We start from the raw sequence: 15,406 nt of genomic DNA, 5'->3' as shown, positions 1-15,406 counted from the left end.
GACTTCGGTCAGCATTTTTTTTGTCTCAATTTTGTCTATAGATTAGACAGATAAAAAAAGAAGCCTAATGGCTTCTTTTTACTATCAATAGATTATCTATTAATTATTTTTTAGTTGGACGCTGCCAATTAGCAATGCGACGCTCTTTAGCGCGGCTGATGTAAAGTTCATTTTCATTCACATCTTTAGTCACTGTAGAACCAGCACCAACCGTTGCGCCATTAGCAACAGTAACAGGAGCAATCAACTGACTATCAGAGCCAACAAATACGTCATCACCAATAATTGTTTTAAACTTGTTCGCACCATCGTAATTACAAGTAATTACACCAGCACCTACATTTACACGCTTACCAATTTCTGCATCACCAAGATACGTTAAGTGATTAGCTTTAGAACCTTCACCTAAACGAACGTTCTTCACTTCAACAAAGTTACCAACGTGTGCATCATTACATAACTCAGCGCCTGGACGTAAACGAGTAAATGGACCAACTGTACACTCTTCACCAACTGTAGCACCTTCAATTACACTGTAAGGACGAATAACAGTATTATCATCGATCTCACAATCTTTAAGTACACAACCAGCACCGATAACCACGTTATCACCTAACGTCACATTACCTTCGATAATTACGTTCGCATCAATCTCAATATCCATACCACATTGTAATGTACCACGAAGATCAAAACGACTTGGATCACGAAGCATAACACCTTGCTCTAATAATTTTTGAGCTTGAGCTGCTTGATAAGCTCTTTCTAATCGAGCTAACTGAGCACGATCATTTACACCTTCAACTTCAATAGGACTAACAGGGTGAACCGCCTCGACAGCACGACCTTCATCATGCGCTGCCGCAATAATATCAGTTAAGTAATATTCACCTTGAGCATTTTCATTTTTAAGAGCCGCTAACCAACGTTTTAAATCACCGCCTGTAGCAACCATTACGCCCGTATTAATCTCTTTGATGAGCTTCTGCTCTTCGGTTGCATCTTTTTGTTCTACAATCGCGATTACAGGGCCATTACGACGAATAATACGTCCATAACCCATAGGGTTGTCTAGAACAACAGTTAATAAAGCAATACCGCCTGTAGGTTGTGCATCTAATAAGTTTTCTACAGTTTCAGCACTAATTAGTGGCACATCACCATAAAGAACCAGTACTTTTTCATCATCAGCAAATTCTGGTGCAGCTTGGTTTACAGCATGACCTGTACCTAATTGCTCTGCTTGAAGAACCCATTGAACACGCTCTTCACCCAGTTCAGCTTTCATCTGATCACCGCCGTGACCATACACTAAATGGATATTTTGAGCGCCAAGACCTTCGCATGTATCAATAACATGCTTAGCCATAGGTTTGCCCGCCAAAGTATGAAGTACTTTAGGTTTATTTGAGTACATGCGAGTGCCTTTACCCGCTGCTAAAATTACTGCACTGAAGTTCATGAAAAGCCCATTCTATTATTATGCTGACTTAATTTGCCTAGCTTGTTAAAAACCAAAATATGAAATCCATTACTTACTAACGCAATAGATAATGGAATTAATACTGAAGGTAAATTATATGCTAAAAAACCGATCGACGGGTGAGATAAAAATAAGAAATAAACAAAATTAAAAAGAAAAGGCGACCAATTGGTCGCCTTCTTTCTAATGGTGCTTGATTAACGCGAACGTTTTGTCAGCTCGATAACTCGAAGCTGTGCGATCGCTTTAGCCAAATCACTGGCCGCTTGAGCGAAGTTAATGTCGCCATGCTGATTTTGGATATTCTCCTCAGCCTTGCGCTTAGCTTCTTCTGCCTTAGCTGCGTCTAGGTCTTCACCACGGATTGCGGTATCTGCAAGAACAGTTGCCGAACCAGGTTGAACCTCAACAATACCACCAGAAACATAAATGATTTCTTCGTGGCCATGTTGTTTAACAATACGCACCATACCAGGCGTGATAGCGGTCAGCAGCGGTGTGTGTCCATGGAAAATACCAAGTTCACCTTCGCTACCGGTCACCTGAATCGTTTCAACCAGTCCTGAAAATAATTTTTTCTCAGCACTTACAACGTCTAGGTGAAAGGTCATTGCTGCCATATCGCCTCCTAATCAGCCTTATAGCTTCTTCGCCTTCTCAAGCGCGTCTTCAATCTTACCGCAGTACATGAAGGCTTGCTCAGGAACGTCATCGTAATCACCAGCAAGTAGACCTTTAAAGCCAGCTAATGTGTCTTTAAGTGGTACGTAAATACCTGGGTCACCAGTGAATACTTCTGCTACGTGGTAAGGTTGAGTTAAGAACTTCTCAATCTTACGAGCACGAGATACAACTTGCTTATCTTCTTCAGATAGCTCGTCCATACCTAGGATAGCGATGATGTCTTTTAGCTCTTTATAACGCTGTAATGTCGATTGAACGCCACGAGCGATATCATAGTGCTCTTGACCAACAACTAGTGGGTCAAGTTGACGAGATGTAGAATCTAACGGGTCAATCGCTGGGTATAGACCCATTGCTGCGATATTACGGTTAAGTACAACTGTCGCATCTAAGTGAGCAAACGTTGTTGCTGGAGATGGATCCGTCAAGTCATCCGCTGGTACGTATACCGCCTGTACAGACGTGATAGAACCTTGCTTAGTTGACGTGATACGTTCTTGAAGAACACCCATTTCTTCAGCTAGTGTAGGTTGGTAACCTACCGCTGATGGCATACGACCTAGAAGTGCTGATACTTCAGTACCTGCTAGTGTATAACGGTAAATGTTATCAACGAACAATAGAACGTCACGACCTTCGTCACGGAAACGCTCAGCCATTGTTAGACCAGTCAGTGCAACACGTAGACGGTTACCTGGTGGCTCGTTCATTTGACCGTAAACCATTGCTACTTTTGACTCTTCAGGTTTTTCGATGTTTACAACACCAGCTTCCTGCATTTCAAAGTAGAAGTCATTACCTTCACGAGTACGCTCACCTACACCTGCAAATACAGATAGGCCAGAGTGTTGTAGTGCGATGTTATTGATAAGTTCCATCATGTTAACGGTCTTACCTACACCTGCACCACCAAATAGACCGATTTTACCACCCTTAGCGAATGGACAAATTAAATCGATTACTTTAACACCTGTCTCTAGAAGTTCAGTCGAGTTTGACTGCTCTTCGTAGCTTGGCGCTTCACGGTGAATTGAATAATGCTCTTCAGCACCAATCTCACCACACTCATCAATCGCATCACCAAGAACGTTCATGATGCGACCTAGTGTTTTAGTACCCACTGGAACTGTAATTGGCGCGCCAGTATTTTTTACTGTTAAGCCACGACGTAAACCATCTGAGCTACCCATTACGATACAGCGCACAACGCCGCCACCGATTTGCTGTTGTACTTCAAGAACAAGACGTTCTTGTGCATCAACAACATTCAGAGCATCGTATACACGAGGTACTTCGCCCTGTGGGAACTCTACATCGACTACCGCACCGATGATCTGTACGATCTTACCTGTAGTCATCGTTAATCCTCTAAACTGTTTAAATACCTATGCTTAAACCGCTGAAGCGCCTGAAACAATTTCAGAAAGCTCTTGTGTAATCGCCGCTTGACGGGCTTTGTTATACACAAGTTGCAGTTCATCAATAATGTCACCAGCGTTATCCGTCGCTGCTTTCATCGCAATCATTCGCGCTACGTGTTCGCAGGCTAAATTCTCAACCACACCTTGATATACTTGTGATTCAACATAACGAACCAATAAAGCATCTAGTAGTGGTTTTGGCTCAGGCTCATAAATGTAGTCCCAAGCATGAGTGCGTTGCATTGCTTCATCTTCAGATTTAGGCAAAGGAAGTAATTGTTCAATTGCTGGTTCTTGTACCATAGTGTTGATGAACTTATTGTTCACAACATATAGTCGATCCAACTGGCCTTCATCGTATTTCTTTAGCATCACGCCAACAGTACCGATCAGTTCTTCTAGGCTAGGGTGATCCCCAAGGCCTGAGTTCTGAGCGACAACGTTACCGCCGTAGCTATTAAAAAATGCTGTTGCTTTTGAGCCAATAACGGCTAAATCAATTTCAACACCATCTTCTGACCATGTTTTCATTTCTGCCATGACTTTCTTAAACAAGTTAATGTTTAAGCCGCCACACAGGCCACGATCACTAGAAATAACGATGTAACCAACACGCTTAGCTTCACGTTCCTCAAGATACGGATGACGATACTCAAGGTTACCAAGCGCTAAATGACCGATTACTTTACGCATTGTGTCAGCATATGGACGAGACGCTTCCATCGACTCTTGCGAGCGACGCATTTTTGAAGCGGCTACCATTTCCATTGCTTTCGTGATCTTTTGAGTGCTTTTTACACTCCCGATCTTGTTACGAATCTCTTTCGCACCGGCCATCGTTACTCTCCGTTTTCGGGTGACCCATTACAGGCCACCAACGAATTACCAGGTCTGGGTTGCTTTGAAATCTTCAACCAGTTTCACGAACTGAGCTTCAATTTCATTATTCCAAGCACCCGATGTGTCGATCTCTTTTGCTAGATCGGCAAACTGACCACGAGCATACGACAGCAATGCTTCTTCAAAATCTGCAAGCTTAGCAAGCTCAACATCTTTCAAATAGCCTTTTTCAGCTGCGAAGATAACTAAAGCTTGGTCAAAAACAGACATTGGAGCGTACTGTTTCTGCTTCATAAGTTCAGTTACTTTCTCACCGTGGTCTAGCTGCTTCTTAGTCGCGTCATCAAGATCAGATGAGAACTGAGCAAACGCTGCAAGTTCACGATACTGTGCAAGAGCAGTACGAATACCACCAGACAGTTTCTTAATGATCTTAGTTTGTGCAGCACCACCTACACGCGATACAGAGATACCAGGATCTACCGCAGGACGAACACCAGCAGTGAACAGTTCTGTTTGTAGGAAGATCTGACCATCAGTAATCGAGATTACGTTGGTTGGTACGAATGCAGATACGTCACCAGCTTGAGTTTCGATGATAGGTAGGGCAGTTAAAGAACCTGTTTTACCTGTCACTTCACCGTTAGTGAATCGCTCAACGTACGCTTCACTTACACGAGCAGCACGCTCTAGTAGGCGAGAGTGTAAGTAGAATACGTCACCTGGGAATGCTTCACGGCCCGGTGGACGTTTCAGTAGTAGAGAGATTTGACGGTAAGCTACCGCTTGTTTAGATAGGTCATCATAAACAATCAGAGCATCTTCACCGCGGTCACGGAAGTATTCACCCATCGCACAACCTGAGTACGGTGCAAGGTATTGCAGCGCAGCAGATTCAGAAGCCGATGCAACAACAACGATAGTGTTTGCTAGTGCGCCGTGCTCTTCTAGTTTGCGAACTACGTTAGCAATTGTTGATGCCTTTTGGCCAATCGCAACATAGATTGAGAAAATACCAGAATCTTTCTGGTTAATGATCGCATCGATCGCCATTGCTGTTTTACCAGTTTGACGGTCACCGATGATTAGCTCACGCTGACCACGGCCGATTGGGATCATTGAGTCAACTGACTTATAGCCAGTTTGTACTGGTTGGTCTACTGATTTACGATCGATTACACCAGGTGCAATCACTTCTACTGGAGAAGTCAATTTAGCTTCAATTGGACCTTTACCATCAATTGGCTCACCAAGTGTGTTAACAACACGACCTAGTAATTCAGGACCAACAGGAACTTCAAGGATACGACCAGTACCTGTTACTTTCATGCCTTCCTGTAGGTCAGCATATGGGCCCATTACTACCGCACCAACTGAATCACGATTCAAGTTAAGTGCTAGCGCGTAACGGCCACCCGGTAATTCAATCATTTCGCCTTGCATTACATCAGCAAGGCCGTGGATATTGATGATACCGTCGCTTACCGACACGATAGTACCTTCATTGCGAGCTTCAGTTACAACGTTGAATTTTTCAATACGTTGTTTGATTAGATCGCTAATTTCCGTGGAATTAAGTTGCATGCTCCATTCCCCATCAAGACTGCAATGTTTCGCTCAGACGACCTAAACGGCCACGTGCTGAGTTATCAATGACTAGGTCTCCGGCTCGAATAATAACCCCTGCTAGAAGGGTCTCATCTACGCTACAATTCAGCTTCACTTTACGCTCTAGACGAGCTTCAAGTTTGGCACCAATGTCAGCTTTCTGCTGCTCTGTTAGTTCAATTGCAGATGTAACATCTGCATCAATCACTTTTTCAAACTCATGTTGTAAAAGGATAAATTGCTCTAACACTCCTGGTAGAACTTTCAAACGACCGTTTTCAGCCATTACATGAATTAAGTTCTGTCCAAACTCGTTCAGTTGTTCGCCACAAATAGAAATAAAAATTTCAGCTAATTGCTCTGATGCTACTGCACCATCCAACAATTGAGCGACGTCTTTATTTTTCGCGACTTCTGAACAAAAAGTTAGCATTTGAGCCCATTGGCTCAATTCGCCTTTTTCGACCGCAAAGTCAAAAGCTGCTTTCGCGTAGGGGCGTGCGATGGTTGCCATTTCCGACATATCTTGGCCCCTTTTCTTTACAATTTCGCAGTGATGTTATCAAGAATATCTTTCTGCGCTTCTACATCAATAGAACGCTCTAAGATTTTCTCGGCACCGATCACAGCCAGAGTTGCAACTTGTTTACGCAGTTCATCGCGGGCACGGTTGCGTTCAGATTCAAGTTCAGCTTCACCTTGTGTAAGAATCTTCTGGCGTTCAACCAGAGCTTCTTCACGAGCTTCGTCTAAAATTTGACTTTTACGCTTGTTAGCCTGTTCGATGATCTCAGTTGCAGCGCGCTTTGCTTCTTTTAATTGATCAGAAGCATTAGCTTGTGCCAAATCAAGGTCTTTAGCTGCGCGTTCAGCGGCAGATAAACCGTCAGCAATTTTTTTCTGACGTTCCTCGATCGCTTCCATGATTGGTGGCCATACATATTTCATGCAGAACCAAACAAACAGTGTAAAAGCGATTGCTTGACCAAGCAGAGTTGCGTTCATATTCACAACAGCTACCCCTCGTTAAGAATCAGCTACAAAAATTCAATTAGCAATGACTAGATTAGCCTGCTAGTTGACCAACAAATGGGTTAGCAAATGTGAATAGTAGCGCGATAACGATACCGATCATTGGAACCGCATCCAATAGACCAGCGATGATGAACATCTTAACTTGTAGCATTGGAGCCATTTCAGGTTGACGAGCTGCGCCTTCTAGGAATTTACCGCCAAGAAGTGCGAAACCAATCGCTGTACCAAGTGAAGCAAGACCTACAATAATGCCCACGGCGATTGCAGAAAAGCTCAGTAAAGTTTCCATTTACTTTCTCCAGTTTTATGTTGTCGGCAAAGTGCCATTGATAAATAAATTGTCTAAATTAGTGATCAGAGTCTTCATGTGCCATCGACAGATATACGATAGTCAGCATCATGAATACGAAAGCCTGAATCAAAATAACCAAAATGTGGAAGATAGCCCAAGGTAGTGCACCTACCCATTGTAAATACCACGGTAGCATTGCCGCAATAAGAATAAACACCACCTCACCAGCAAACATGTTACCAAACAAACGCATACCTAATGAAAGAGGTTTCGCTAATAGCGAGATAACTTCCAATAGTAGGTTGAATGGAATCATAATTGGGTGATTAAACGGGTGAAGTGCTAATTCTTTAGCGAACCCACCAAGTCCTTTCACTTTGATGCTGTAATAGATCATCAATGCAAAAACACCTAACGCCATTGCCATAGTGATATTCACATCAGCAGAAGGAACCACTTTAAGATAAGGGATACCCAACCAATGCTCTGCAGGATATGGTAAGAAATCGATAGGAACTAAATCCATCAAGTTCATTAAAATAACCCAGCAGAAGATAGTTAGTGCCAGTGGGGCGATCAACGGATTGCGTCCATGGAAAGTTTCTTTTACGTTGTCAGCAACGAATTCCACTATCATTTCAACAAAACATTGTAGCTTTCCTGGTACTCCTGTTGTTGCTTTCTTTGCTACAGAACGAAAAACCCAAAGGAATAACATCCCTGTAAACACAGAAAAGAACAGGCTATCTATATGTACGTTCCAGAAACTTGCTTCATCAGCTACCAGACCTAACTTAGCTAAAGATAGATTTGTTAAGTGATGCTCAATGTAACCAGATTGTGTTAGCGCTTCGCCTGGCGCAGCCATAACTTTTCCTATTTTCTGTTGTTAATAAAGAGAACTGGTGCAAAGATATTAATACCTAGTACCAGCAAATAGGTTAGTTTGAGGGGAACAAGTTCCACCTCCATATACACGTAGGCAACAGAAAATAAGACTACTGTAATCAGAATTTTTAGCACTTCGCCAGTATAAAAAGATACTGCAACCTTTTTAGCAGCTCTTGCTCCACTGAACATAAATGCACACCCTGCAAATACCGCATTAGCAATGACAAAAATGCCGCCACCAATGAGTGCAGAGATCCCCCAGCTAGCACTAACGGCTAAGCTCATTCCTACTGCCATAAAAATAACCACGCTAAGCTGGATCATTATGAGTCGTTTGGCTAGCAAACGGCCTGGTCTGGCTAACGTAGTTACCATGTATTCTTCCTTTAAAGCATCTTTGCTTTGATTTAAATCAAGTTAAAACAAAGATTTTACAAAAATTATACGTTGAGCTGATATGAATGCAATCAAATAGCATTAAAAAGTTACATTTATGAGAACATAACGGTGACTTTTACGACGTAAAGTACGGTTTTTATATCAACACACGTTTTATATCACATTTAGCTTTCTAGCTTTGCGATAAGTTGTTCTAATTTGTGAGCCTCGTCAAAGGTAATCGTTACCTTTCCTTTGCCCGCTGCATTTCGGCTTATCACAACTTTAGAGCCAAGAGTTGATGATAATTTATCCGAAATTGTCATCATTTCAGTATCAACTTCTTTTGGTTCTTCCTCTTTTTGAGGAGCCAATAACTCTTTTACTTTTTGTTCAGTTTGACGAACAGTCAGTTTCTTTTTGATTACAAGGTAAGCTAATTCAACTTGCTGTTCATTTTCTAATGCTAACAATGCACGAGCATGACCCATCTCAAGTTCTTTCTGCTCAACTAAGCCTTTCACTTCATCAGTCAATGCATTTAAACGCAGTAAATTCGTTACTGTTGTTCGAGATTTACCAATAACATCCGAAATTTGTTGATGAGTTAATTCAAATTCTTGTTGTAAACGCTCTAATGCTTGTGCTTCTTCAATCGCATTCAAGTCTTCACGTTGAATATTTTCAATTAAAGCCATTGCGATTGCGGCTTTATCTTCAACAGATTTAACCACACATGGAACGTGTTTTAGGCCTGCTTTTTTAGCAGCACGGAAGCGTCGTTCGCCAGCAATGATTTCATATTGTTGAGGTGCAACTTCACGTACAACGATCGGTTGGATGATACCTTGAGAACGAATAGAAGCAGAAAGCTCTTCAAGGGCTTCTTCTTCCATTACTTTACGAGGTTGATATTGACCAGCACTCAATTGGTGAATACCTAACTCAACCAATTGAGCATCTTTAGAAATGGACTCGCTTTGTGCAGCAGCTGTCTGCTTTTCACGTGCAATTGAACTTGTTGCTAATAGGGCATCTAATCCTTTGCCTAAACCACGTTTATTACTCATGAATTTCTGTTTCCCTTTCTTTTTCCATTTCGTCACGGCGAATTATCTCTCCGGCAAGGGCTAAATAAGCCTTTGCACCATTTGAGTATTTATCATAATACATTGCAGGTTTACCATGACTAGGCGCTTCTGCTAGGCGAACATTTCGAGGGATCACAGTGCGATACACTTTTTCACCAAAATGTTTTTTCAATTGATCAGATACATCATTCGCTAAGCGATTACGAGGATCAAACATGGTTCTAAGCAACCCTTCGATCTTTAAATCAGCATTCACTACAGCGGCTAATTTACCTATGGTATCAATTAAAGCCGTTAGTCCTTCAAGTGCGTAATACTCACATTGCATAGGAACTAATACAGAATCAGATGCTGCCATGGCGTTAATTGTAAGGAGATTTAGAGCGGGAGGGCAATCGATAAAGATGAAATCATAGTTACCACGAATTGGGTAGATCATGTTGCGCAAGCGAACTTCTCGCGCAAACACTTCCATTAACTTGATTTCAGCAGCAGTCACGTCACCATTGGCAGCAATTAAATCATAACCACCAGAGGTTTCCTCTATCACAACTTTGTCAAAAGGCACTTCGTCAACCAACAACTCGTAAGCGGTTGCATCCACATCATATTTATCAACACCACTGGCCATGGTTGCATTGCCTTGGGCATCAAGGTCAATTAATAAGACCTTTCGATGTGTTGCAGCCATTGATGCTGCAAGATTCACCGCTGTTGTTGTTTTACCTACGCCACCTTTCTGGTTCGCAATAGAGATAATCTTTCCCACACTAACCTCATTCCATTATTTTTTTCCGGCTAAGGTGACTAAATGTCTTTCACCCTCTAACTCCGGAACGATCAATGTCGCTACATTTTTAACTGAGCACCATTCAGGAAGATCATTCGCTTCTTCTTCTGAATAAATACCTTTTAATGCTAAAAATACACCATCTTCTTCTTTCGGTAGATGATGACACCAATTCACCATGTCTGTCATTGATGCAAATGCACGACTTAGGACTGCATCAAACTTTTCTTCAGGTTGAAACTCTTCAACACGGCTTTGAATCGGTGTTACGTTGGTGATTTTTAGCTCATGAATAACTTGTTTAATAAAGCGAATTCGCTTTCCTAAACTATCCAATAGTGTAAATGATTTATCTGGATTCATGATAGCTAATGGGATACCTGGTAACCCAGGACCTGTACCAACATCAATAAAACGTTCACCAGATAATTTTGGACTAACTACAATGCTGTCCAAAATGTGCTTAATAACCATTTCACTTGGATTTCTCACAGAGGTTAAGTTATACGCTTTATTCCACTTATGGAGTAGTGCAACATAACCAAGGAGTTGTTCTTTTTGCAATTCAGAGACATTTAAGTCAGTTTGAGCAATTAAACGGTCGAATTGTTGAGATAAATCGGTCACGTTACTCACCTTTCTTTAATAAACCGTGTTTTTTCAAATGAACTAATAAAATTGAAATAGCAGCAGGTGTGATACCTGAAATACGAGAAGCAATACCAATCGTTTCTGGTTTTGCATCACTCAGTTTAGCCACAACTTCATTTGAAAGACCTTTGACTTCTTTATAATCAAGGTCGAACGGTAATTTTGTATTTTCATGACGTAATGATTTTTCAATTTCATCACGTTGACGTTGAATGTAACCCGCATATTTTACTTGGATTTCAACTTGTTCAGATGCTTGTGAATCTTCAAGAGCAGGACCGAAGCCATCAATTGAAACTAGAGATTGATAATTAACTTCCGGACGACGTAGAAGATCCTCACCACTAGCTTCACGAGCAATTGGTGTTTTTAGGATCGCATTAACTTGATCCACTTGTTCTGATTTTGGATTGATCCAAATATCTTTCAAGCGTTGACGTTCTTGTTCCATGTTCTCTACTTTTTCGTTAAAGCGAGCCCAACGAACATCATCAACAAGACCTAAAGTACGACCTTGCTCAGTTAAACGTAAATCAGCATTATCTTCACGAAGTAATAAACGATATTCGGCACGAGATGTGAACATACGGTACGGTTCTTTAGTACCTAATGTTGATAAATCATCAATCAATACACCCATGTAAGCTTCATCACGACGTGGACTCCAGCCTTCTTTGCCTTGAGCAAACAAACTTGCGTTAAGACCTGCCATTAAACCTTGAGCAGCAGCTTCTTCGTAACCTGTTGTACCGTTAATTTGACCAGCAAAGAATAGACCTTCAATAAACTTAGTTTCATAAGTTGATTTTAAATCTCGAGGATCAAAGAAATCATATTCGATCGCATAACCTGGGCGCACAATGTGTGCATTTTCAAAACCTTTCATTGAACGTACGATTTGCAGTTGTACGTCAAATGGTAAACTTGTTGAAATACCATTTGGATATAGTTCGTGTGTCGATAAACCTTCTGGCTCAATAAAGATTTGGTGACTGTCTTTATCTGCAAAACGCATTACTTTGTCTTCAATTGAAGGACAGTAACGAGGACCTATACCTTCGATAACTCCAGCGTACATAGGGCTTCTATCAAGGTTATTACGAATTACATCATGTGTTTTTTCATTAGTATGAGTAATAAAACAGTTCACTTGCTGTGGGTGATGTTCACGCTTACCTAAAAATGAAAAAACGGGTGTTGGATTATCACCTGGTTGGGCTTCTAATCCTGAAAAATCAACTGAACGAGCATCAATACGTGGAGGAGTACCAGTTTTTAGACGATCAATTCTAAATGGACGCTCACGTAGACGTTGAGCAAGAGTGATCGAAGAAGGATCTCCTGCACGGCCTCCTGAGAAGTTTTCCATACCAATATGTATCTGACCCCCTAAAAAGGTTCCAGCGGTCAATACAACTGATTTAGCACGGAATTTAAGGCCCATTTGAGTTACAGCACCCATCACCTTATCGTTTTCGATAATAAGATCATCAACGGCTTGCTGAAATAACGTTAAGTTTGGTTGGTTTTCTAATACTGAACGAACATAAGCTTTGTATAACGCTCTGTCTGCTTGTGCGCGAGTTGCTCGAACAGCTGGACCTTTTGAAGCATTCAATGTTCTAAATTGAATACCACTATGATCGATGGCTTGTGCCATTAAACCACCTAAGGCATCAACTTCCTTTACCAGATGTCCTTTGCCGATCCCACCAATTGCAGGGTTACACGACATTTGACCTAATGTATCAATGTTATGAGTGAGTAGAAGTGTATTTTGTCCTGTTCTTGCTGCAGCAAGTGCTGCTTCAGTACCAGCATGACCACCGCCAATAACAATGACATCAAAGTTGTCTTGGTAAAACATGATTCGACCTTAGGAGTAATGAAAAGAGTTAGAAGAATTTAACTTAAGAGATGTATTTTACCCTTTTTCTAGCTTGGAAAGAAATGAAAAAGTGATGAAGTTCAAAAAAGAAAGATCACTTAATATATATAAGATCTTTTAAAGAGATCTTTTATTAGATCTATTATATAGATCGTCGATCTCTGTGGATAAGTGATAAATGATCAATAGGATCATATACTTTAGATGGATCCAAAGTTGTTATCTTTCTTTGATCTTCGATCGGACAGCTTGAGGACAAAAGAGTTAGTTATCCACAAGGGGGGAGGGCGTTAGATCTTATTCAATGGATAACTATAACTTGATCACTGGATCTTTCTATAGTTATCCACATAGTAGGTGTCATCTATTTAATAACTTTTATAGATCGGATTACACTTTTTATTAACAAATGTGTTGTTTTAGCCACAATTCTGCTGGTTCTTCTGGGATGCTATTTTGAGTTACATCTATCTCTAATAGAGGGAACTTTTCGATAGCGCCATGCTCTTTTAAGGTATTTTGAAGTGATTTACCTGCTGCGCAGAAAGTGTCATAACTTGAATCACCAATAGCAACAACAGCAAATTCAACGCTCGATAGTGGTTGGGTCATTGTTTCTAACTGTTGAATAAATGGCTTAATATTGTCAGGATAATCGCCTGCACCATGAGTTGATACAACAAGAAGCCATAAGCTATTGGTATTAATATCATCTAAATTAGGTTGATTATGGATGTCTGTGGCAAAATCTATTTCTTCTAATAAATCAGCAAGATGGTCGCCAACATACTCAGCTCCACCAAGAGTACTTCCTGTAATAATAGATACTTTTTTCATGAATTTATCCTATAAAAAATGGGCCTACATCGGCCCATTATCAATCTTATTAGTATTGGTTTTATTTACCAATACAGAACGAAGTAAATATACGTCCAAGTAAATCATCAGAGGTAAATTCACCAGTGATCTCACTTAGATGTTGTTGTGCAATACGAAGTTCTTCTGCAAGGATTTCTCCCGCCATGTAACCTTCTAATTGCTGTTGACCTATATCAAGATGCTGAGCGGCTTTTTCTAACGCTTCTAGATGGCGTCGGCGAGCCATAAAGCCACCTTCTTGGTTGCCTGAGAAGCCCATGCATTCTTTTAAATGGTTACGTAGAGCATCAACGCCTTCACCAGTTTTAGCTGATAGACGAATTAATGTTGGATCATTTACATGACAAATACCAAGATCTTCACCGGTTTGATCTGCTTTATTTCGGATCACTGTCATGCCCATGTTTTTTGGTAGACGATCAAGGAACTCTGGCCAAATTAATTTAGGGTCTGTTGCATCGGTTGTTGTTCCATCTACCATAAATAAAACACGGTCAGCTTGTGCTATTTCATCCCAAGCTCTTTCAATACCAATACGTTCAACCTCATCAGATGCTTCACGAAGGCCTGCGGTATCAATAATATGCAATGGCATACCATCAATATGAATGTGTTCTCTAAGCACGTCACGGGTTGTACCTGCTATGTCGGTAACGATAGCGGTATCTTTACCTGATAATACGTTAAGAAGGCTAGATTTACCTGCATTTGGACGCCCTGCGATAACAACCTTCATACCCTCACGCATGATAGCGCCTTGGTTTGCTTCTTTACGAACCGCATTAAGGTTATCAATGATACCTTGTAAGTCACCGCTGACTTTACCATCAGCAAGAAAATCAATTTCCTCTTCAGGGAAGTCGATGGCAGCTTCAACGTAAATACGTAGATAGATAAGCGATTCAACTAAGGTGTTAATCTTATTTGAGAAAACACCTTGTAATGAATTTAAGGCTGATTTAGCCGCTTCTTCAGAGCTTGCATCAATTAAATCAGCAATCGCTTCTGCTTGAGCTAAATCCATTTTGTCGTTTAAGAAAGCTCTTTCTGAGAACTCACCTGGACGTGCTGTACGGATGCCATCAATCTTTAGAATGCGTTTGATTAGCATATCCATGACGACAGGACCACCATGGCCTTGAAGTTCTAATACGTCTTCACCGGTAAATGAATGTGGGTTTGGGAAGTAAAGGGCAATACCTTGATCAAGCTCCAATCCATTTTCATCTTTAAATGGCGCATATTCTGCGTAACGAGGTTTTAGTTCTTTACCAATAACAGCAAGCGCAACGTCTTTTGCTTTTGGACCTGATACGCGAATGATACCAACGCCGCCTCGGCCTGGTGCTGTTGCTTGTGCAACAATGGTGTCTGTATGTAGTGTCATGATTATTCTTTATGTCTATTGCTTACTGATATTGTATGCTCATTGAACAAAAAAGGCGACCAATGGCCGCCTTTTGTTTTACTTCAAG

16 protein-coding genes are annotated in these 15,406 nt (G+C 41.1%); all 16 read right to left on the bottom strand.

Annotated elements, in window-relative coordinates:
- Nucleotides 1-103: 103 nt before the first annotated feature.
- Nucleotides 104-1,462: a bifunctional UDP-N-acetylglucosamine diphosphorylase/glucosamine-1-phosphate N-acetyltransferase GlmU gene (glmU, locus tag GNP81_RS00355; RefSeq protein ID WP_017018723.1), complete on the bottom strand. Its 1,359-nt coding sequence runs from the start codon at nt 1,460-1,462 to the stop codon at nt 104-106.
- Nucleotides 1,463-1,680: 218 nt separating this feature from the next.
- Entirely contained in the window at nt 1,681-2,103 is a 423-nt protein-coding gene (locus GNP81_RS00350; RefSeq protein ID WP_005421584.1) for a F0F1 ATP synthase subunit epsilon, read from the bottom strand.
- 18 nt (nt 2,104-2,121) lie between these two features.
- Nucleotides 2,122-3,525, bottom strand: a complete 1,404-nt coding sequence (atpD, locus tag GNP81_RS00345) for a F0F1 ATP synthase subunit beta (protein ID WP_155671926.1) — start codon at nt 3,523-3,525, stop codon at nt 2,122-2,124.
- A gap of 33 nt (nt 3,526-3,558) precedes the next feature.
- The gene (gene atpG, locus GNP81_RS00340) at nt 3,559-4,425 is read right to left on the bottom strand and encodes a F0F1 ATP synthase subunit gamma (protein ID WP_063644955.1); all 867 of its coding nucleotides are present in this window, start codon (nt 4,423-4,425) and stop codon (nt 3,559-3,561) included.
- Nucleotides 4,426-4,470: 45 nt separating this feature from the next.
- Nucleotides 4,471-6,012, bottom strand: coding sequence for a F0F1 ATP synthase subunit alpha (gene atpA / locus GNP81_RS00335; protein WP_065595599.1), 1,542 nt, complete (start codon nt 6,010-6,012; stop codon nt 4,471-4,473).
- Nucleotides 6,013-6,025: 13 nt separating this feature from the next.
- Complete coding sequence (atpH, locus tag GNP81_RS00330) at nt 6,026-6,559, bottom strand: F0F1 ATP synthase subunit delta (RefSeq protein ID WP_005421590.1); 534 nt, start codon at nt 6,557-6,559, stop codon at nt 6,026-6,028.
- 17 nt (nt 6,560-6,576) lie between these two features.
- Nucleotides 6,577-7,047 carry a F0F1 ATP synthase subunit B gene (gene atpF / locus GNP81_RS00325; protein WP_005421591.1) on the bottom strand — a complete coding sequence of 157 codons (471 nt, stop codon included), beginning with the start codon at nt 7,045-7,047 and terminating at the stop codon, nt 6,577-6,579.
- 55 nt (nt 7,048-7,102) lie between these two features.
- A complete protein-coding gene (gene atpE, locus GNP81_RS00320) occupies nt 7,103-7,360 on the bottom strand; it encodes a F0F1 ATP synthase subunit C (RefSeq protein WP_005372317.1) in 258 nt (85 codons plus the stop codon).
- 58 nt (nt 7,361-7,418) lie between these two features.
- Nucleotides 7,419-8,231, bottom strand: a complete 813-nt coding sequence (gene atpB, locus GNP81_RS00315) for a F0F1 ATP synthase subunit A (protein ID WP_005421592.1) — start codon at nt 8,229-8,231, stop codon at nt 7,419-7,421.
- A gap of 8 nt (nt 8,232-8,239) precedes the next feature.
- Nucleotides 8,240-8,629: a F0F1 ATP synthase subunit I gene (locus GNP81_RS00310; RefSeq protein WP_005421593.1), complete on the bottom strand. Its 390-nt coding sequence runs from the start codon at nt 8,627-8,629 to the stop codon at nt 8,240-8,242.
- A 188-nt stretch (nt 8,630-8,817) separates the two neighbouring features.
- Nucleotides 8,818-9,702 carry a ParB/RepB/Spo0J family partition protein gene (locus tag GNP81_RS00305; protein WP_155654488.1) on the bottom strand — a complete coding sequence of 295 codons (885 nt, stop codon included), beginning with the start codon at nt 9,700-9,702 and terminating at the stop codon, nt 8,818-8,820.
- On the bottom strand, nt 9,695-10,492 hold the full coding sequence (locus tag GNP81_RS00300) for a ParA family protein (RefSeq protein ID WP_005421597.1): 798 nt from the start codon (nt 10,490-10,492) through the stop codon (nt 9,695-9,697). The genes GNP81_RS00305 and GNP81_RS00300 overlap by 8 nt, the downstream gene beginning before the upstream one ends.
- Nucleotides 10,493-10,507: 15 nt before the next feature.
- Complete coding sequence (rsmG, locus tag GNP81_RS00295) at nt 10,508-11,140, bottom strand: 16S rRNA (guanine(527)-N(7))-methyltransferase RsmG (RefSeq protein ID WP_017018721.1); 633 nt, start codon at nt 11,138-11,140, stop codon at nt 10,508-10,510.
- A 1-nt stretch (nt 11,141) separates the two neighbouring features.
- Nucleotides 11,142-13,031, bottom strand: coding sequence for a tRNA uridine-5-carboxymethylaminomethyl(34) synthesis enzyme MnmG (gene mnmG, locus GNP81_RS00290; protein ID WP_011262905.1), 1,890 nt, complete (start codon nt 13,029-13,031; stop codon nt 11,142-11,144).
- A gap of 423 nt (nt 13,032-13,454) precedes the next feature.
- Nucleotides 13,455-13,889 carry an FMN-binding protein MioC gene (gene mioC / locus GNP81_RS00285; RefSeq protein WP_155673659.1) on the bottom strand — a complete coding sequence of 145 codons (435 nt, stop codon included), beginning with the start codon at nt 13,887-13,889 and terminating at the stop codon, nt 13,455-13,457.
- A gap of 61 nt (nt 13,890-13,950) precedes the next feature.
- The gene (gene mnmE, locus GNP81_RS00280; protein ID WP_155673660.1) at nt 13,951-15,318 is read right to left on the bottom strand and encodes a tRNA uridine-5-carboxymethylaminomethyl(34) synthesis GTPase MnmE; all 1,368 of its coding nucleotides are present in this window, start codon (nt 15,316-15,318) and stop codon (nt 13,951-13,953) included.
- Between the last annotated feature and the right edge of the window lie 88 nt (nt 15,319-15,406).

It is taken from the genome of Aliivibrio fischeri (assembly GCF_009727955.1).
Taxonomy (GTDB): domain Bacteria; phylum Pseudomonadota; class Gammaproteobacteria; order Enterobacterales; family Vibrionaceae; genus Aliivibrio; species Aliivibrio fischeri_A.
This window is presented reverse-complemented; position numbering and strand designations above follow the sequence as displayed.